This is a genomic window from Roseovarius lutimaris (assembly GCF_900115165.1).
In the GTDB taxonomy this organism is placed as follows: domain Bacteria; phylum Pseudomonadota; class Alphaproteobacteria; order Rhodobacterales; family Rhodobacteraceae; genus Roseovarius; species Roseovarius lutimaris.
Genome location: NZ_FOVP01000004.1, coordinates 212762 through 231453 on the forward strand (window position 1 = coordinate 212762; position 18692 = coordinate 231453).

An 18692-nucleotide genomic window follows, 5' to 3' on the forward strand; every position below is an offset into this window, starting at 1 on the left:
AGGCTAAAACGGAGACTATTTCGGCCTGACTGAGCCTAGGCCGGGTTGTCCGCCGTGGTTCTCGGAAGCACCCAATCGGCCCGCGGGAAGTGACAGGTATAGCCCTGCGGAAGCCGTTTCAGGTAATCCTGATGCTCTGGCTCTGCTTCCCAGAAATCGCTGACGGGTTCAACCTCTGTCACGACTTTTCCGGGCCAAAGGCCGCTCGCCTCGACATCGGCAATGGTGCGCAGCGCCTCGGCTTTTTGCGCGTCATCGACGTAATAGATCGCCGAACGATAGCTAAGCCCAACATCGTTGCCCTGTCGGTTTGCCGTGGTCGGGTCGTGAATCTGAAAGAAATATTCCAGTATCCGGCGATAGCTGATTTTGGCCGGGTCAAAGAAAATCTCGATCCCTTCGGTATGGGTGCCGTGGTTGCGATAGGTGGCATTGGGCACATCGCCGCCGGTATAACCGACGCGCGTCGAAATCACTCCCGGCAACTTGCGGATCAAATCCTGCATGCCCCAGAAACATCCCCCCGCCAGAACTGCGCGCTCGCTCATGTCACATCCTCCACTTGATCAAGGTAATCGCCATATCCCTGCGCTTGCATGTCATCGCGATGGACAAACCGAAGGCTGGCGGAATTGATGCAATAACGCAAGCCACCTTTGTCGCGCGGCCCGTCAGGAAAGACATGGCCAAGGTGGCTGTCGCCGTGCTTGCTGCGAACTTCGGTGCGGATCATCCCAAGCGTGACGTCGTTGATTTCCGCGACATGCGCCGGTTCAATCGGTTTGGTAAAGCTGGGCCAGCCACAGCCCGATTCGTACTTGTCCGAACTGGCAAAAAGCGGCTCGCCGCTTACGATATCGACATAAATGCCCGGCTCTTTGTTTCTCAGGTACTTGCCCGTTCCGGGGCGTTCGGTGCCGCTTTTCTGCGTTACCCGAAATTCTTCAGGGCTTAGGGCCGCGATGGCGCTCGGATCTTTGGTATAATTGGTCAACGTCATTCTCCTCACCCGGGTGGTTATCTCTATCAAATGGGGCGTAGACTGGAAATTCAAATGAAATTTACCCAAGGTGGTGATCCAAAGACCGCCCGCGGTGCGTATCACAATGAAATACCCGGGAGGTTCCAATGCGTTATCTTGCAATTCTGTTCACGTTGATATGGGTCGGCCCTGCTCTTGCCCTTGATCTTGATGCCGAGTTTGGCAACATCGACGGCGGCACGCTCAAACTCTCGGATTGGGCGGGTCGCCCGGTGCTAGTGGTCAATACCGCCTCGCAATGCGGGTTCACCGGGCAATACGAGGGGCTTCAGGCGTTGCATGATACATATAGCGCGCTCGGCCTTGTGGTTCTGACTGTGCCGTCAGACGATTTTCGCCAAGAACTTGCCACGGAAAAAGAGGTCAAGGAGTTCTGCGAGATCAACTATGGCCTGACCCTGCCGATGACCACGATAACGCCGGTGACGGGGCCTAATGCGCACCCGTTCTATGCCTCGGTCGCCCAAGAGGCGCGGTTTGAACCAAGCTGGAATTTCAACAAGATCCTGATTTCTCCCGACGGCACTGTTGCGGGCACATATGGCTCAGCCACCCGGCCCCTATCGCCCAAGATGACAAGCGCGATTGAGGCTTTTTTGCCGAAATAGAGCCTACCAATCCATCACGACCTTGCCAGAATTGCCCGACATCATCGCGGCAAATCCCGCTTCGTAATCATCAATAGAAATGCGATGCGTGATCAGGCCCGACATATCAAGGCCCGACTGCACCAGCGCGATCATCTTGTACCAGGTCTCATACATCTCGCGACCATAGATGCCTTTGATATGTAGCATCTTGAAGATCACGCTGTTCCAATCGACGGCAAATTCGGTTGGGGCAATGCCGAGCAGGGCAAGCTTGCCGCCATTGTTGAGCCGCGCGATCATCTGCTGCATCGCCGGGGCAGCGCCTGACATTTCAAGGCCCACGTCAAAGCCTTCGGTCATGCCAATATCGTCCATCACATCACGAAGCTGTTGATTAGAAACATCGACCACATGCTGCACCCCCATTTTACGTGCGAGCTCAAGGCGATAGGGGTTGATATCGGTGATCACCACCTTTCGGGCGCCAACCTTTTGCGCAACCAGCGCGCCCATGATGCCAATCGGCCCCGCGCCGGTGACAAGCACATCCTCACCCACCAGATCAAAGCTAAGCGCGGTATGCACGGCGTTGCCGAAAGGGTCAAAAATCGCGGCGATCTCATCGGGGATATCCTCGGGGATCGGCACAACGTTGCTTTCAGGAATACAGACATACTCGGCAAAGGATCCGGGCCTGTGCACGCCAACCCCCTTGGTGTTGCGGCAAAGCTGTCCGCGACCGGCGCGACAATTGCGGCAGGTGCCGCAGACGATATGACCCTCACCACTGACCCGCTGACCGATCCGGTATTTCACGGCGGCGGCCCCCGTATCTACGATTTCGCCGACAAACTCATGCCCTACCACCATCGGCACAGGCACGGTTTTCGCGCTGAATTCATCCCATTTCCAGATATGGACATCGGTGCCGCAAATCGCCGACTTGCGGACCTTGATCAACACATCGCTCGGGCCCACCTCGGGCACCGGCACGTAGTCCATCCAAAGGCCCGGCTCAGGCCGTGATTTCACAAGCGCCTTCATCTCGTTCTTCATTGGATCACTCCCAGATCGCGGCCCACCTCGGCAAAGGCGCTAATTGCGGTATCCAGCATCTCGCGGGTCAATCCCGCGCTCATCTGCGTGCGAATGCGGTCCTGATCCTTTGGCACCACCGGAAACGAAAAAGCAGTCACAAACACACCCCGTTCGCCCAGTTTAGCAGCCATATCCTGCGCCAGCTTCGGATCGCGCAGCATAACCGGAATGATCGCATGTTCGCCGGGCAATAGCTCGAACCCAAGCGCACCCATCTTCTCGCGGAAGTACGCCGCATTCTCCCAAAGGCGAGTGCGCCGCTCGGCGCCGTTTTCCAGCATCTCGAATACCTTGATCGACGCCCCGGCAATCACCGGCGCAAGCGTGTTCGAGAACAGATAGGGCCGCGAGCGTTGCCGCAGCCAATCAACCACACCGGCGCTCGCCACCGTATAGCCACCCGACGCGCCGCCAAGCGCCTTGCCCAGCGTCCCGGTCAGGATATCAACCCGCTCCATCACGCCAAACATCTCCGGCGTGCCGCGCCCGGTTGGCCCCACAAAGCCTGTGGCGTGGCAATCATCCACCATGACCATCGCGTCATACCGCTCGGCCAGATCACAAATCTGATCGAGACGCGCGTAATAGCCATCCATCGAAAACACCCCATCGGTGGCAATCAACCGGTGCCGCGCGCCCTGCGCCTCTTTAAGGCAACGTTCCAGATCGGCCATATCGCTATTGGCATAGCGATACCGCTGTGCCTTGCACAGTCGCACACCGTCGATGATGCTGGCATGGTTCAGCGCATCCGAAATGATCGCATCTTCGGGGCCAAGAATAGTTTCGAACAACCCGGCATTCGCGTCAAAACAGCTTGGGTAAAGAATGCAATCCTGTTTTCCCAGAAACCCCGCGATCCGGGCCTCAAGCGTCTTGTGCTCTTCCTGTGTGCCGCAGATAAAGCGCACGCTCGCCATGCCAAACCCATAGCGATCAAGCGCATCATGCGCGGCCTTGATAATCTCGGGGTTGTCGGCAAGACCAAGATAGTTGTTGGCACAAAGGTTGATGGCCTCATGACCATCGGCAAGCCGAATTTCGCCGGCCTGCATCGAACTTATCACACGCTCACGCTTGTAAAGCCCGTCATCGCGCAAGCCCTCAAGCCGCCCGGTGATATCCTCGTCAAATCGCTCAGATGCGCGCGCCATTCTGTTTCTCCCACTTTATTTCACCGTTCCGAAAATACTCCGGGGGAGTCGCCCATCGGGCGACGGGGGCAGCGCCCCCAACCGTCCTTATACAGCAATTCTTGGCCGACCCGAGGCCTCGATGGTAATTTCCGCTTCCAGGAATACCTGCCGCGCTTCGGCCTGTGCCTGCTTGATGTCCCGCCGAGCCGTGACATGGATATCGGCGGCCCCGGCCGCCTCGGCCTCGGCGCGGGCATCGGTCTCAAGTGCGGATTGAAGCGCCTGCATGGCCGCCTCTGAAGCGGCGTAATCCTCGGGTCCGGTTTCCAGATGCACACGATACTTGCCCTCGACGGGCGAGGTCACCGTACCACTGCGCCGGATCGTGACGCGCCCGACAACCGCGCCGATCGCATTGGCAACCCCCGCATGTTCGGGCAGGATCATATGGGTATGCACCCGCTCACCCACCGCCGGATAATAGCTCGCGGCGGAGGCGCCAAGCCCGATTACCGGCACCGCAAGCCCGGTATCGAGCCGCAAAAGCCCCGCGTGTTGATCCAACCCTTTTTGCATCAGCGCATGCGCCGCCAACTGCGCGGCCGGCAGACCAAAATCAACATCTTCTTCGCCAAATGCAGTCTCTAACAAGGCCAAACTCGTCTGATGCGTTAGCCGATCCACGATCATCTGCGCCATGTCTTCTGGTGATCTCGCAAGCGTATTTCCCGCTCCGGTCCGCTTGCGCGCCATAAGCTCTAACGCCTTCTGAGCAGCCTCACCATCCCAGGCCTCAAGCCGCCCGAGAATGTGACTTGCATCTGATGGGGTCACGCCCGCGATCTGGACAAGCCCGCGCCGCACGAGGCGCTGCAACGCCTGGCTTTCCATCCGGGTTCTAAGCATGCGTCCCACCGGATGCACACCGTCACCAAGTCGGTCAAGCAAATCCGCTTCGCGCTCGCTTAGCCCGTCGCTATCCACACCAGACACCGCGCGCAGAAACCGGGCGTCATATTCACCGGGTGCGGAAGAGCGCAGCTGATCATCCAGCACCGCATGCACAAGATCGGGCGCCTCGGTTGCCATAAGGCTGATCGGCACCAAACGGCGGGGCCCAAGGGTCACGCCACCCTCAAGCCCCTCGTCCCTGACATGCACCTCGCTATCGCCGCCAAGACCAAAGGTGCGCATCGCGACCGCTTCGACCATGGTGCGCCAGGGGCCCACCTGCGCGCCCGCCGGGTCAATCGCGGGCCGACCATCACGCAGCACGGCAACATCGGTGGTGGTGCCGCCAATATCGGACACAAGCGCATGGTCCGCCCCCGTCATCCAGCGCGCGCCGACAATGCTTGCCGCTGGCCCGCTCAGGATCGTCTCAATCGGTCGTTCGCGGGCCTGATCGGCGGAAATAAGCGCGCCATCGCCGCGCACCACCATCAAGGGCGCCGCAATGCCAAGATCGCGCAGCTTGCCCTCGGCCTTGTCGATAAGGCGCGCGATCATCCCGATCAGCCGCGCATTCAAAAGTGCCGTCAGCGCCCGTTTCGGCCCATTCAAGCGCGCCGAAAGGTGATGCGAGCACGATACCGGCCGCCCGGTCACCTCTCGGATGATCGTTGCAGCGGCAAGCTCATGCGCCGGGTTACGGGTGGCAAATTGCGACGCCACGGCAAAGGCAGATATCCCACATTCGGTCTCTAACCAAGCCAAAAGCGCGTCTGTATCCAACGGCGTGACCTGCCCGCCCGCGTGGTTATGCCCTCCGGAAATCACCAGAGCAGGGTCACCGCCAAGAGCCTCTGCCAAGCCGTGCGCCGTCAAGTCCGCCTCGCGAAACCCGATATAGACAAGACCGACGCGCCCACCCTGCCCCTCGACAAGAGCATTGGTGGCCAGTGTGGTCGACAAAGAGGCAAGACCGATTTCACCCGCATCGACATTGCCCTCGGCAAGCACCGCCGCAACCGCTGCGCCGATACCAACCGCAAGATCGTGCCGCGTGGTCAACGCCTTGGCGCTTGCGATCACCTCGCGCTCGTCCCTGATCAACACCGCGTCCGTATAGGTGCCGCCAGTATCCACCCCCAAAAGCAAGGCCATATGCCGATCCTCTATTCGTTTCCCTCGGGTTTAACCGGCTTTGCGTCTTATGCCAGCCTGTTTGCGGCATTCTCCAGTCGCTTCGCTGCCCATCGGGCCGCATCTGCAACGGTTGGGTCCGGATCTTCGCAAAGACCCTGCGCCACAGACCAAAGCGATGGCTCTCCTGAGTTGCCAATCGCATAAAGCACGTTGCGCACAAAGCGATCCCGGCCAATCCGCTTGATCGGGCTACCCGAGAACCTCGCGCGAAACGCCGTGTCGTCGAGCATCGCCAGATCGGCCAGCTTGGGCGCCTTGAGGTCGTCACGAGCATGGTATTTGACCTCGCGCGCCTCAACCGCGAACTTGTTCCAGGGACAGACCGCGAGGCAGTCATCACACCCATAAATCCGGTTCCCCATACGCGCACGCAACTCTTCGTCAACCGGACCTTTATGCTCGATCGTGAGATAGGAAATACAGCGGCGCGCATCAAGCTGATGAGGGGCGGGAAAGGCATCCGTCGGGCAGATATCAAGGCAGGCGCGGCACGACCCGCAATGATCAATTTCCGCAGGATCAGGCTCTAGATCAAGCGTGGTAAAGACCGATCCGATAAAGAACCAACTGCCCAAATCCCGACTGACAAGATTGGTGTGCTTACCTTGCCAGCCAAGTCCGGCCGCCTGGCCAAGCGGCTTTTCGGGCACCGGCGCCGTATCAACAAAAACCTTCACCTCGCCGCCACCCTCGCCAATCAACCATCGCGCCAGACGCTTCAATCGCTTCTTGACCGTATCGTGATAATCCTTGTTTCGGGCATAGACAGAGACTGTTCCGATATCCCGCTCTGCCAGCATCGCCATCGGATCATCTTTGGGCGTATAGCTTTCGGCAAGCATGATCACGCTGCGCGCCTCGGGCCAGAGGGCGGCGGGGTTGCCACGCCAGTTCTGACGCTCGGCAAGCCAATCCATTTGCCCGTGATAGCCCTTGTCGACAAAGGCCTTAAGGCGCCCCGGCACCTGCGGTACATCCCAGGGACGGCAAAGTTTGCAGGCATCAAACCCCTCGGACATGGCCTGCTGAACAAGTCTCTGTTTCAGCGTGATCATGTTTCTTCTGGCCTTAAATATCCCGGGGGAATCGCCCTTTGGGCGATGGGGGCAGCGCCCCCAAATTCAGAAATCCAGATCGGCATAATGCGCAGGCGGCGGAAACCCCGGCACCTGATCCGCCAAAATACTGCGAAAGGCCGGTCGGGATTTGATCTTGGCGTACCAATCCTTGACCGCCTCGCTCCGGTTCCAATCAACATCGCTGATGTAATCCAGCGCACTCAGATGCGCCGCAGCGGCGAAATCTGCAAGCGTCATCACATCACCTGCAAGCCAGCGGCGATGATCCAGCAGCCACGCCATGTAATCGAGGTGATACTTGATCGCCCGCGCGCCGTCCTTGACATTTCGGCTATCGGGAAAGCCCAGTTTCATCACCTTTTTATTCACCCGTTCACCGATAAGCTTGGAGGTGACTTCGCTGTGAAACTTGTCATCAAACCAGCCCACGATCCGGCGCACCTCATAGCGGGCATCGGTGCTTTTGGGCATAAGGCTGGGCTCTGGATATTTCTCCTCCAGATATTCGCAAATTGCCGCGCTTTCGGACATGGTCTTACCGTCGATCTTGAGAACCGGCACCTTGCCGGCCGGGTTGCGACGCAGGAAATCGGGATCCTGCTCCCAATACCGTTCTTCCACCAGCTCGCATTCAATCTTCTTTTCCGCGAGGCTGAGCCGCACTTTGCGGCAATAGGGCGAAAGCGGAACGTGAAAAAGCTTGGCCATAGTGCGGTTTTACCTTTGGTCCAGATGGTTGACCCTCAATGCCCACATTACACGGGTTTTTCAATCCTCGAAACAGGCGGCACGCCCATCCCGGCGGATGGTGGCCGCCCCGTCAAGGATACTGGCGGCCCTTGATCGGAGTGCCCTGGTCGGTCGACTTGCCGAACGCCCCTTGGGATCTGGCAAAAGTGCGGCAAGGCGGGCGGCCTGCACATCGCTTAGATCGCCCGGGCCCACGCCAAAATAATGTTGCGCGGCGGCATCAATGCCAAACACGCCTTCATCAAACTCGGCAACATTCAGATACACCTCTAGAATGCGCCGTTTGGGCCAAAACGCCTCGATCAGCGGCGTCATCATCGCCTCAAGCGCCTTGCGTGACCAGTTTCGCCCATGCCAGAGATAGGTATTCTTGGCCACCTGTTGGCTAATGGTCGAGGCACCGCGCCCGGATCCTTCGGCAATAGCGGTGCGAATGGCGGACATATCGAACCCCCAATGCTGACAGAAATTCGCGTCTTCCGCGGCCACAAGAGCGCGCGGCATCACCGAAACAACCTCATCAATCGGCACCCAGGCATAGTCGATCTTGCCCAGGCGTCGCGCCTCCTGGCCCATGTAAAAGGTGGGGGGCGGGGCAATCACGCGGTGGGCGGCGATCACGCCAATCACGATAAGCGCGGTAATCACCACATAGCGCAGCACCCACCGCCGCAGCCATGCCAGCGGGGTCATCCGCACCCGTTTTGAACAAGATGATTTGCGCGCCTTTGCCATGGATTAGCTATAGCGCCGCGCAGGACAATGCAAAACCCGCTTTACATCCAAAACCGGGGACAGCGTTGCGCCGCCCCCGGATATTTTGATCATTCTGCCGGTACGGCCTGTTTGTCTTGACCAAGCGGATGAGCCAGCTTGTTGAGCATTTCAATCGGGCAAAGTTGAAGGAAACTGGCTTTTTCAAGATCCCAGTATTGCAGGATATCCTGCGCCTTGCGGCTTCCGGTTTCCTCGACATGGCGCTCGATCAGGCCTTTAAGCTCGGCCTCCCAATGTGGCTCTGTTACGGCGCAACAGACCAGTGTTTCGCGGTTCAAAAGCTTCTCGGCCCGACCCTCGGGATCGTAGAGATAGGCCATGCCACCGGTCATGCCGGCCCCAAAGTTGGCGCCGATGCTGCCAAGGATCACAGCAACGCCACCCGTCATGTATTCACAGCCATTGCTGCCACAGCCCTCGATCACGACTTTGGCACCGCTGTTGCGCACGGCAAAGCGTTCACCTGCACGGCCAGCGGCAAAAAGATAGCCCTTGGTCGCGCCATAAAGCACGGTGTTGCCAATGATCGTGTTGTCGGCGGCGACAAGCGGGCTCGACATCGGCGGGCGCACCACGATGGTGCCGCCTGACAGACCCTTGCCGACATAGTCATTGGCATCGCCCGACACTTCGATCTTGAGGCCCGGCGCCGCAAAGGCGCCAAGCGATTGCCCGGCACTTCCGGTCAGTTTAACTGTCAGGTGATCGGGTTGCAGGCTGTTGCGCATGCCGAATTTCCGCACGATATGGCTTGAAATGCGGGTGCCCACGGTGCGGTCGGTGTTTTGTACCGCATAATGCAGCTGCATCTTTTCGCCGTCGTTCAGGAACCGTTGCGCATCGTTGACGATTTCGGCGTCAAGGGTATCGGGCACTTCGTTGCGCGGACGGTTGCGATCATACCGCTGATCCTTGGCACCATCGACAGTGATCAGCATCGGATTGAGATCAAGATCATCCAGATGCGCCGAGCCACGACTGACCTGCGTCAAGAGATCGGCGCGGCCGATCACATCGTCAAGGCTGCGCGCGCCGATGCTGGCCAGGATCTCGCGCACTTCCTGAGCGTAAAAGGTGATCAGGTTCACGACCTTTTCGGCACTCCCGGTGAACTTGGCGCGCAGAGCCTCGTCTTGTGTACATACGCCAACCGGGCAAGTGTTGCTCTGGCACTGACGCACCATGATACAGCCCATGGCGATCAACGCGGCGGTGCCGATGCCGTATTCCTCGGCGCCCATCATCGCCGCCATGACAATATCACGCCCGGTGCGAAGCCCCCCATCGGTGCGCAGGGTGATGCGCGTGCGAAGGTTGTTCATCGACAGAACCTGATGCGCCTCAGTAAGGCCCATTTCCCACGGCAGGCCGGCATATTTGATCGAGGTCGCCGGGCTTGCCCCGGTGCCCCCGTTATGGCCGGAAATAAGGATCACATCCGCCTTGGCCTTGGCCACACCGGCAGCAATCGTGCCAACGCCCGATTGCGCCACAAGCTTGACCGTCACCTTGACGGTCGGGTTGATCTGCTTGAGGTCATAGATCAGCTGCGCGAGATCCTCGATCGAATAGATATCATGGTGCGGCGGCGGTGAAATAAGCGTGACGCCCTTGGTTGAATGGCGCAGACGCGCGATAAGATCGGTCACTTTCATTCCGGGCAACTGGCCGCCTTCGCCGGGCTTGGCGCCCTGGGCCACCTTAATCTCAAGCTCTTCACAATGGTTGAGATATTCCGCCGTGACACCAAACCGGCCAGAGGCGACCTGTTTGATCTTGGCCGACGGGTTGTCGCCATTGGGTTCGGGGGTGAAATGCGCGGGATCTTCGCCGCCCTCGCCACTGTCAGAGCGCGCGCCGATCCGGTTCATCGCCACGTTCAGCGTTTTATGCGCCTCGGGGCTCAGCGCGCCAAGCGACATGCCCGGCGTGACAAAGCGTTTGCGGATCGCGGTGACGCTTTCGACCTCTTCAATCGGGATCGCGGTACCCAACGGCTTGATGGCCATCAGATCGCGCAGATGAATCGGCGGATTGGCCTGCATCGACGCGGAATAGCGTTTCCACATTTCATAGCTGGCCTTGTTACAAGCCATTTGCAGCATGTGCATGCCCTGCGCACCCCAGGCGTGGGTTTCGCCGGATTTGCGCGCCTTGTAAAAGCCCCCAATCGGCAGGATATCCTGCCCGCCGCCATAGGCACGTGCGTGAACGTCTTCAAGCTTTGCCTGGACGCCGCTGACACCGATGCCGGAAATCCGGCTGGTAAGACCGGGGAAATACTCGGCACACATGGCACGGCTCAGGCCGACGGCCTCAAAGTTAAGGCCGCCACGATAGCTTGAGATCACCGAAATCCCCATTTTCGACATGATCTTGAGCAGACCCTGATCAATCGCCGCGCGATAGCGGGCGACCGCTTCGGTCAACGTGCCCTCAATCAGGCCACGTTCGATCCGGTCGGCAATGCTGTCTTCGGCAAGGTAGGCATTGACCACGGTCGCGCCCGCGCCGATCAGCACGGCAAAATAATGCGGGTCGATACATTCGGCCGAGCGCACGTTTAGCGAGCAGAAAGTCCGCAAGCCCTTGCGCGTGAGGTGGCTATGTACCGCGCTGGTGGCCAGGATCATCGGCATGCCAACGCGGTCGTCGCCCTGATTCTGATCGGTCAGAATAAGGTGGCCAGAGCCGCTTCGCACGGCATCTTCGGCCTCGGCGCGAATCCGTTCCAGACCCTGTTGCAGGGCGTTCTTGCCCGGTGCAAAGCTGCAATCAATCTCGGTCACATCGGCGTTGAACTGGCGGATCATCTCGATCCACTGGGCGTTGCCGACGAACGGGCTTTCGAGCACAAGAATTTCGGTCTGGGCGCTGGATTCATCCAGCACGTTCTTGAGATTGCCAAACCGCGTCTTGAGGCTCATCACGCGAAATTCGCGCAGACTGTCGATCGGCGGGTTGGTCACCTGGCTAAAGTTTTGGCGGAAATAGTGACTAAGCGGGCGATATTGCTTGGACAAGACCGCGCTTGGCGTGTCGTCGCCCATGCTGGCGATGGCCTCTTTGCCATCCTCGGCCATCGGCGCAAGGATTTGCTCCAACTCTTCGATGCTATACCCGGCAGCGATCTGGCGGCGGCGAAGCTCTGCTCCGGTGAAAATCGGCGCTTCGCTCACCACGGCAAGCTTTTCGTCAAGCTCGTTGATCTTGCCGACCCAATCGCCAAAGGGCTGGGCATTGGCCAGCTTATCCTTGACCTCGGAATCGCGGTAAAGCTTGCCTTCGGCCATATCCACGGCCAGCATCTGACCCGGCCCAAGCGCGCCTTTTTCCTTCACGGTGGCCTCGTCAATCGGCACCATTCCGGCCTCAGAGCCCGCAATTACAAGGCCATCACCGGTCACGACATAGCGCATCGGGCGCAGACCGTTGCGGTCAAGCCCGGCGCAGACCCAGCGCCCGTCGGTCATCGCAAGCGCGGCAGGGCCATCCCATGGCTCCATCACAGAGTTGCAATAGGAATACATATCGCGCCAGGCGGCGGGCAGGTCTTCGGCCTGTTTTGACCAGGATTCCGGCACCAGCATGGTTTTCGCCATCGGCGCATTGCGCCCGGCGCGCACCAGCACCTCGAACACCGCATCAAGCGCGGCACTATCGCTGGAGCCTTGAGGAATGATCGGCTTGATGTCTTCGGCCAGATCGCCAAACGCGCCGCTTGCCATGCGGATTTCATGGCTTTTCATCCAGTTCACATTGCCCTTGAGCGTGTTGATCTCGCCGTTATGGGCCAGCATGCGGAACGGCTGCGCCAGCCACCACTGCGGGAAGGTGTTGGTCGAATAGCGCTGATGATAGATGGCAAAGGCTGATTTGAACCGCTCGTCCATCAAATCGGGGTAGAACACCGCCACCTGCTCGGCGAGCATCATGCCCTTGTAAATGATGCTCCGGCAGGACAGGCTTGCGATATAAAGCCCGCTGATGCCAGCCGCACTCACGGCTTTTTCGATCCGGCGACGGATCACGTAAAGCTCGCGCTCGAAGGATTCCTCGTCGATATCCTTGGCGTTGGTGATCAGGATCTGTTCGATCTCGGGGCGGGTCACATTGGCCTTTTCACCAAGACAGGTCACATCGACCGGCACATGGCGCCACCCATAAATCGCGTGGCCCATCCGAAGCACTTCGGTTTCAACAATCGTGCGGCATGCCTCTTGCGCGCCAAAATTGGTGCGCGGCAGGAATACCTGACCGACCGCAATCAGGCGATCCTGTTCGGGCTCGTGACCGGTGCGGCGAATTTGGTCATAGAAAAACGGCACCGGGATTTGGACGTGAATGCCTGCACCGTCGCCGGTTTTGCCATCGGCATCAACCGCACCGCGGTGCCAGATCGCCTTGAGGGCATCAATGCCGGCCTGCACAACGCGGCGGCTTGGTTTGCCGTCAATCGACACAACAAGGCCGACGCCACAGGAAGAATGCTCTTCTTCCTCGCAATACATGCCGTTCTCGGCCAGCCACTTGCGCTTGGCTTCTTCTTTAACAGCCCAGTCAGAATCAAACTTTGTCATTTGTCTTTAACCCTTCGTCTACCCGGTGGGTCAGGGATGTTTCCCTGTTTCAGGTGTTTGTGCGGCCTTAACCACGCATAAATTCTATTCGGCCGCGACGGCCTGTGCGGCGTTCAGATAGGTCAGAATCGCCGCCGCAGAATCGCGCCCGTCGCGGATCGCCCAAACCACAAGGCTGGCGCCGCGCACGATATCGCCAACGGCAAAAACACCGTCCATCGCAGTTTGCCCGCTGGTGAATTCGGCCTTGATCGTGCCCCAACGGGTCACTTCCAAGTCCTTTTGATTCCACAGCGTCGGAATATCCTCAGGCTCGAACCCAAGTGCCTTGATCACAAGATCGGCGGGCTCGTCATGCTCGGCGCCTTCAATCGGCTCGGGGCTTTGACGGCCTGTCGCGTCAGGGGCGCCAAGGCGCATCTTTTGCACCTTCACGCTCGTCACCGGATCACCGGCAAAGCCCTTGGGCGCGCTCAGCCATTCAAACTTGACGCCTTCTTCCTCGGCGTTTTGAACTTCACGCTGACTTCCCGGCATGTTGTCCCGGTCGCGACGATAAAGACAGGTCACCGATGTTGCGCCCTGACGTATCGCGGTGCGCACACAATCCATCGCCGTATCACCACCGCCAACCACGACAATGCGCTTGCCTTCGGCGTTCAGCTCGCCACTTTCAAACTCGGGCACGCTATCGCCAAAACAGGTTCGGTTGCTGGCGGTCAGATAATCAATCGCGCGCACGATGCCATTTGCACCGGCGCCCGGCCCTTGCAGATCGCGCGACTTGTAAACCCCGGTGGCGATCATCACCGCGTTGTGTTTGCTTCGGATTTCGTCAAACGTGATGTCCTTGCCGACATCGCAATTCAGCTTGAAGGTGACGCCGCCTTTTTCTAGCTGCTCGACCCGGCGCATCACTACGTCTTTTTCAAGCTTGAAGCCGGGAATACCATAGGTCAGCAAGCCGCCGCCACGATCATAGCGGTCATAGACCGTCACCTGAACACCGGCACGGCGCAGCACATCCGCCGCCGCAAGGCCACCCGGACCCGCGCCAATGATGCCGACGGATTCGGCGCGCTCCTGCGCCGGGTTTATGGTCTCGACCCAGCCTTCCTGCCATGCGGTGTCGGTGATGTATTTCTCGACCGCGCCGATGGTGACCGTGCCATGACCGGATTGCTCGATCACGCAATTGCCTTCGCACAGGCGATCCTGAGGGCAGATGCGACCACAGATTTCAGGGAATGTATTGGTCAGCTGGCTAAGTTCATAGGCTTCCTTGAGTCGCCCCTCGGCAGTCAGACGGAGCCAGTCGGGAATGTTGTTGTGCAACGGGCAATGGGTCTGGCAATAGGGCACGCCACATTGGCTACAGCGGCTGGCCTGTTCCTTGGCCTTGGCATCGGCAAACTCGGCATAGATTTCATCGAAATCCTGGCGTCGTTTCTCGGCACCCCGCTTTTCGGGCATATCCCGGTCCACGCTTATGAATTTCAACATTGGTTGCTTAGCCACTGCAAGCCCTCCCGACTCTGGTTGTGTCGCGGGTTTATATTAGTCAACGCTCAATTAAAAGTCATAAAGAGTTACCTATTATGAAAATATCATTGCTGCACAGCAGAATGCAGTGGTGAAATCTACGGAATTTATGACCGTATCGGACATAAATTGAGCTTTGCCTTTGAAAGACAATGTTTTATAGCGGAGGAAAAACCCGGGCAGGACACTGGCGATGCCGCTATTTCATATTATTCTCGTGGCTGCCCTTCAGGGGGTGACCGAATTTCTGCCGATATCTTCTTCGGGTCACTTGATTCTTCTGCCCAAACTGACCGGCCTTCAGGATCAGGGGCAGATGATGGATGTCGCCGTGCATGTGGGCACGCTTTTGGCGGTAATGATCTATTTTTGGGGCGACCTGCGCGATGCGATCATCGGGCTTGGGCGCCTGCTGCGCGGGCGTGCCGACACCCCCGGCGCGCGGCTTGCCCTGCTTTTGGTCATCGCAACGGTCCCGGTTATCGCCTTTGGTGTCTTGCTTCAACTGACCGGGCTGGAAGACAAAATGCGCTCGATCACGGTGATCGGCTGGACCACGCTTGTCTTTGGCTTGGTGCTCTATTGGTCGGATCAAACCGGCAAGAGCGTGAAAACCGCTGACGACTGGACCGTCAAGGACGCCATTACACTCGGCTTCTGGCAAGCGGTTGCGCTTATCCCCGGCACGTCACGGTCGGGCATTACAATCACCGGCGCGCGGTTTCTGGGCTATGAACGCCGTGATGCCGCCAAGGTGTCGATGCTGATGTCGGTGCCGACGATCTTTGCAAGCGGCGTCTTTCTTGGCGGCAAGGTGGCGCTAGACGCCGATCTCGCGCTTTTGCGCGATGGCGCAATTGCCGCGCTGTTCGCCTTTGGCGCGGCCTTGCTCGCGCTTAGCCTGATGATGCGGCTTTTGCGCAGCGTCAGCTTTACGCCCTACGTCATCTATCGCATTATATTGGGGCTGTCCCTGCTGGGATTTACCTATCTCTGACGGCCTAATGGACGCGCAGGTTTTTCGCCGATTCCTTGATCGCCTCGTATTGGCCCGCCGGACGGAACCGCCAGAGGTAGTCGGGCAAGACCGCCTCGATGGCAACCGGGGTGATCCCAAGATCGGCAAAGCCACGGGCATCCGGGGCCACGACATTATCCACCCGCAGGCTTTTGACCTGATCGCGGGTGATCTGCGCGGGCACAAGGCCCAAAGTCAGCGTCTGGATCATATCCATCACCCAGCCCATCACCGCCGCGATGCCAAAGGGAATGTTCACAATCAAGCGGCGGCGGCGGATCACCGACAACATCTGTTGCATCAGCTTGCGAAAGCTCACCACCTCGGGGCCGCCAAGCTCGTAAATGCCGGGCTTGGCCGTGCCCATCGCGCCCATGACGGCGGCCTGGGCAACATCATCCACGTAAACCGGTTGAAACTTGGTCTCGGCGCCCACGACAGGTAGGACCGGGCCAAACCGCGTCATCCCGGCAAAACGGTTAAAGAACTGATCTTCGGCCCCGAAGATAACCGAGGGGCGCAGGATCACGGCATTCGGGAAATATCTGGTCACCCCCGCCTCGCCCTGGGCCTTGCTTTGGGCATAGGCGCTGTCTGCCTTGACATCGGCGCCGATCGCCGAGATCTGAACAAGCTGATCGACGCCTTCTTCGGCTGCAATGCGGGCAATGCGGCTGGCGCCTTCGTTCTGGATCGCCTGAAAACTGTTGCGCCCCTTGCGATCAAACGTACCGACACAATTCACCACCGCATCGGCACCCGTGAGCACGGCGCGCACGCTGGCATCATCGCGGATATTGCAGAAAACCGGCTCGACCTGTCCAACCACACCATAAGGTTTGACGTGCATCGCCTCGTTCGGGCGGCGTACCGCGACCCGCACCCGCCAGCCCGCTTGTGCCATACGTCGCGCGATATAGCGCCCAACAAATCCTGATCCGCCATAGATGGTTACAAGCTTTGACATGAAAGGCCCTCTTGCTATGCGCTCTTGTAGACTTTCCTACCGCCCCCACGCGGTTTCGACAAGGTGATAAGACAATATGGTGGTTAACTGTCAAATCGGCGTTGACACTGCTATTGCCGGGCGATAAACGCCTGCTTCACGACACCTGCCCAGGTGGCGGAATGGTAGACGCGCTAGCTTCAGGTGCTAGTACTCGCAAGGGTGTGGAGGTTCGAGTCCTCTCCTGGGCACCAATTATCCTAAACATAGCTGCTCTTAAAGGTCCATTTTCATGGACTTTTTCGCATTTTGAGGATAAGGTTTTGACCATAGCTGAACACCGTACCCCACCCGATACCCCTTCATTTTGGGGTACCAAAGTGGGGTACTGAACGACTACCATCTGGCGCCGGTAGGATCAGCGATGTGATTTTCCAGGTACTGAAGTACGATGTCTTCGGTGATGGCGCCGTTTGTGGTTGAAAAATACCCCCTGCCCCAAAACCGGCAGCCCCAGTAGCGCTTGCGGATCGCAGGAAACTCGCGCTGCGCCCGGTAAGACGAACGGCCCTTCATCTTGCGCACCAGATCGGAAATGGCGAGCTTCGGCGGCACCGACACGAACATGTGGACGTGATCGCTCGACAGCACCCCGCGCAAGATGTCGACCTCGTTCTCGCGGCAGACCTGACGGCAGATGTCGCGCACCCGCAGGCGCAGCGCCCCGGTCAGCACCTTGTAACGGTACTTGGTCGACCAGACGATGTGGTAGCGGTGATAGTATACGCAGTGTTTGCCAGTGTCATATTGCATGATCGTACCCTCGGAAAAATGAGCCTCCGACCCGGCTGCGGCTCATTTTTCCGAGGGTACGATCATAACACGATTCTTTCACGCTGAAGCGGGTCCGACTGGAAGTCGGAGGGTTTGCTCCAGAGCGTGGATACTAAATAGCAGTTGCGGAGGTGATACCCCACATGGCTCTGACTGATCTGAAAATCCGCAAGGCAAAGCCCAAGGGAAAGCAGTACAAGGTCTACGATGCCCAAGGCTTGTTTGTGTTAGTAAAGCCCAATGGGTCAAAGCTATGGCGACAAAAATACAAGCATCTGGGTAAAGAACGCTTGGTGACCCACGGTTCGTACCCGGACGTATCGCTACGGGAAGCCAGAGCTAGGCGGGACGTGATCAGCGCGCAACTGGTGAGTGGAGTTGATCCCGCCGTCCAAAAACGTCTGGACCAGATTGAAGCTGAAACCCAAGCCCGCACCACCTTCCTGCTGGTGGCTGAAGAGTTCATCCAGCAAGCCTATGACAGAGAGTTGGCTGCCGCCACGATGCGCAAGAAAGTCTGGCACATCCACACGCTGGCTGAGGCGTTGCACCACCGTCCGATCAATGAGATCACCTCGGCGGAAATCCTCCATTTGCTGAAGAAGGTCGAACACAGCGGACGCCGCGAGACCGCCAAGAAGCTGCGTGGTACCCTCTCGGGGGTGTTTCGGTTGGCGATTGTGACGTTGCGGGCGGAAAATGATCCGACCTTAGCTGTGCGAGGTGCGTTGTTGCCGGTTAAGGTTGTTGAATGTCACTGAGAACTGATGGGGTGGATACCCCCTCCCGACGGCATCGCAATGTGCCAAGGTGATGTGGGTCACATCACTGATAGAAGGAAGCATCCATGGAACAAGTTCCCATTGTTGGGTTAGATTTGGCAAAGCGGGTTTTCCAGGTTCACGGCGCCACGGCTGATGGCGGCATTGTTATTCGCAAAAAGCTGTCTCGGGGCCAGGTGTTGGCATTTTTCGCGGACCTGCCGCCCTGCGTAGTTGCTATGGAGGCCTGTGCTACAGCCCATTACTGGGCCCGTGAAATAGGTGCTTTGGGACACAATGTGCGGCTGGTGCCACCTGCCTACGTTAAGCCTTTCGTAAAGCGCCAAAAGAATGATGCCGCTGATGCAGAAGCCATAGCCGAAGCAGCCAG

The 18692-nt window shown here is 58.5% G+C and carries 16 protein-coding genes and 1 tRNA gene; 5 read left to right on the top strand and 12 right to left on the bottom strand.

Annotated elements, in window-relative coordinates; genetic code table 11:
• Window positions 1–35 precede the first annotated feature (35 nt).
• Together msrA and msrB are read right to left on the bottom strand one after the other, a co-directional pair.
• Window positions 36–548: a peptide-methionine (S)-S-oxide reductase MsrA gene (msrA, locus tag BMZ91_RS05250; protein ID WP_092835473.1), complete on the bottom strand. Its 513-nt coding sequence runs from the start codon at window positions 546–548 to the stop codon at window positions 36–38.
• Window positions 545–994 (bottom strand): peptide-methionine (R)-S-oxide reductase MsrB, encoded by a 450-nt coding sequence (msrB, locus tag BMZ91_RS05255; RefSeq protein ID WP_092835545.1) that lies wholly within the window; start codon window positions 992–994, stop codon window positions 545–547. The genes msrA and msrB overlap by 4 nt, the downstream gene beginning before the upstream one ends.
• 134 nt (window positions 995–1128) lie before the next feature.
• Here msrB and BMZ91_RS05260 point away from each other — a divergent pair, with 134 nt between their 5' ends.
• Window positions 1129–1650: a glutathione peroxidase gene (locus tag BMZ91_RS05260; RefSeq protein ID WP_092835475.1), complete on the top strand. Its 522-nt coding sequence runs from the start codon at window positions 1129–1131 to the stop codon at window positions 1648–1650.
• Window positions 1651–1653: 3 nt separating this feature from the next.
• On the opposite strand, the gene tdh is transcribed toward BMZ91_RS05260, so the two are convergent.
• From tdh to BMZ91_RS05300, 8 genes are all read right to left on the bottom strand, one after another.
• Complete coding sequence (gene tdh, locus BMZ91_RS05265) at window positions 1654–2676, bottom strand: L-threonine 3-dehydrogenase (protein WP_218145642.1); 1023 nt, start codon at window positions 2674–2676, stop codon at window positions 1654–1656.
• Between the two features lie 8 nt (window positions 2677–2684).
• Window positions 2685–3884 carry a glycine C-acetyltransferase gene (locus BMZ91_RS05270; protein ID WP_092835479.1) on the bottom strand — a complete coding sequence of 400 codons (1200 nt, stop codon included), beginning with the start codon at window positions 3882–3884 and terminating at the stop codon, window positions 2685–2687.
• A gap of 87 nt (window positions 3885–3971) precedes the next feature.
• A complete protein-coding gene (locus tag BMZ91_RS05275; RefSeq protein ID WP_092835481.1) occupies window positions 3972–5972 on the bottom strand; it encodes a hydantoinase/oxoprolinase family protein in 2001 nt (666 codons plus the stop codon).
• Window positions 5973–6019: 47 nt separating this feature from the next.
• Window positions 6020–7069 (bottom strand): tRNA epoxyqueuosine(34) reductase QueG, encoded by a 1050-nt coding sequence (queG, locus tag BMZ91_RS05280; RefSeq protein WP_092835482.1) that lies wholly within the window; start codon window positions 7067–7069, stop codon window positions 6020–6022.
• Between the two features lie 66 nt (window positions 7070–7135).
• On the bottom strand, window positions 7136–7801 hold the full coding sequence (fzlA, locus tag BMZ91_RS05285) for an FtsZ-binding protein FzlA (RefSeq protein WP_092835484.1): 666 nt from the start codon (window positions 7799–7801) through the stop codon (window positions 7136–7138).
• A gap of 60 nt (window positions 7802–7861) precedes the next feature.
• Window positions 7862–8578 carry a monofunctional biosynthetic peptidoglycan transglycosylase gene (gene mtgA / locus BMZ91_RS05290; RefSeq protein WP_092835486.1) on the bottom strand — a complete coding sequence of 239 codons (717 nt, stop codon included), beginning with the start codon at window positions 8576–8578 and terminating at the stop codon, window positions 7862–7864.
• A gap of 89 nt (window positions 8579–8667) precedes the next feature.
• Window positions 8668–13200, bottom strand: coding sequence for a glutamate synthase large subunit (gene gltB / locus BMZ91_RS05295; protein ID WP_092835488.1), 4533 nt, complete (start codon window positions 13198–13200; stop codon window positions 8668–8670).
• Between the two features lie 84 nt (window positions 13201–13284).
• The gene (locus BMZ91_RS05300; protein ID WP_177193793.1) at window positions 13285–14718 is read right to left on the bottom strand and encodes an NAD(P)-dependent oxidoreductase; all 1434 of its coding nucleotides are present in this window, start codon (window positions 14716–14718) and stop codon (window positions 13285–13287) included.
• 217 nt (window positions 14719–14935) lie between these two features.
• Between BMZ91_RS05300 and BMZ91_RS05305 the strand changes: the two genes are divergently transcribed.
• Complete coding sequence (locus BMZ91_RS05305; protein ID WP_092835492.1) at window positions 14936–15739, top strand: undecaprenyl-diphosphate phosphatase; 804 nt, start codon at window positions 14936–14938, stop codon at window positions 15737–15739.
• Between the two features lie 4 nt (window positions 15740–15743).
• Here BMZ91_RS05305 and BMZ91_RS05310 read toward each other — a convergent pair whose 3' ends face one another.
• Entirely contained in the window at window positions 15744–16727 is a 984-nt protein-coding gene (locus tag BMZ91_RS05310) for a complex I NDUFA9 subunit family protein (RefSeq protein ID WP_092835494.1), read from the bottom strand.
• Between the two features lie 147 nt (window positions 16728–16874).
• On the opposite strand from BMZ91_RS05310, the gene BMZ91_RS05315 reads away from it, so the two are divergent.
• Window positions 16875–16960: transfer RNA gene (locus BMZ91_RS05315), tRNA-Leu, on the top strand.
• A gap of 142 nt (window positions 16961–17102) precedes the next feature.
• Here the strand turns inward: BMZ91_RS05315 and tnpA are convergent.
• Window positions 17103–17519, bottom strand: coding sequence for an IS200/IS605 family transposase (gene tnpA, locus BMZ91_RS05320; RefSeq protein ID WP_092835496.1), 417 nt, complete (start codon window positions 17517–17519; stop codon window positions 17103–17105).
• A gap of 164 nt (window positions 17520–17683) precedes the next feature.
• Here tnpA and BMZ91_RS05325 point away from each other — a divergent pair, with 164 nt between their 5' ends.
• Both BMZ91_RS05325 and BMZ91_RS05330 read left to right on the top strand, forming a co-directional pair.
• Window positions 17684–18301 carry a tyrosine-type recombinase/integrase gene (locus BMZ91_RS05325; RefSeq protein ID WP_092835498.1) on the top strand — a complete coding sequence of 206 codons (618 nt, stop codon included), beginning with the start codon at window positions 17684–17686 and terminating at the stop codon, window positions 18299–18301.
• Window positions 18302–18387: 86 nt separating this feature from the next.
• A partial coding sequence (locus BMZ91_RS05330; RefSeq protein WP_143076302.1) for an IS110 family transposase occupies window positions 18388–18692 on the top strand: 305 nt, incomplete at its 3' end.

Coding starts and splice junctions, on each gene's coding strand:
- msrA (WP_092835473.1), bottom strand. CDS start 548: ATGAGCGAGCGCGCAGTTCTGGCGGGGGGATGTTTCTGGGGCATGCAG.
- BMZ91_RS05260 (WP_092835475.1), top strand. CDS start 1,129: ATGCGTTATCTTGCAATTCTGTTCACGTTGATATGGGTCGGCCCTGCT.
- tdh (WP_218145642.1), bottom strand. CDS start 2,676: ATGAAGGCGCTTGTGAAATCACGGCCTGAGCCGGGCCTTTGGATGGAC.
- BMZ91_RS05270 (WP_092835479.1), bottom strand. CDS start 3,884: ATGGCGCGCGCATCTGAGCGATTTGACGAGGATATCACCGGGCGGCTT.
- BMZ91_RS05275 (WP_092835481.1), bottom strand. CDS start 5,972: ATGGCCTTGCTTTTGGGGGTGGATACTGGCGGCACCTATACGGACGCG.
- queG (WP_092835482.1), bottom strand. CDS start 7,069: ATGATCACGCTGAAACAGAGACTTGTTCAGCAGGCCATGTCCGAGGGG.
- fzlA (WP_092835484.1), bottom strand. CDS start 7,801: ATGGCCAAGCTTTTTCACGTTCCGCTTTCGCCCTATTGCCGCAAAGTG.
- mtgA (WP_092835486.1), bottom strand. CDS start 8,578: ATGGCAAAGGCGCGCAAATCATCTTGTTCAAAACGGGTGCGGATGACC.
- gltB (WP_092835488.1), bottom strand. CDS start 13,200: ATGACAAAGTTTGATTCTGACTGGGCTGTTAAAGAAGAAGCCAAGCGC.
- BMZ91_RS05305 (WP_092835492.1), top strand. CDS start 14,936: ATGCCGCTATTTCATATTATTCTCGTGGCTGCCCTTCAGGGGGTGACC.
- BMZ91_RS05310 (WP_092835494.1), bottom strand. CDS start 16,727: ATGTCAAAGCTTGTAACCATCTATGGCGGATCAGGATTTGTTGGGCGC.
- tnpA (WP_092835496.1), bottom strand. CDS start 17,519: ATGCAATATGACACTGGCAAACACTGCGTATACTATCACCGCTACCAC.
- BMZ91_RS05325 (WP_092835498.1), top strand. CDS start 17,684: ATGGCTCTGACTGATCTGAAAATCCGCAAGGCAAAGCCCAAGGGAAAG.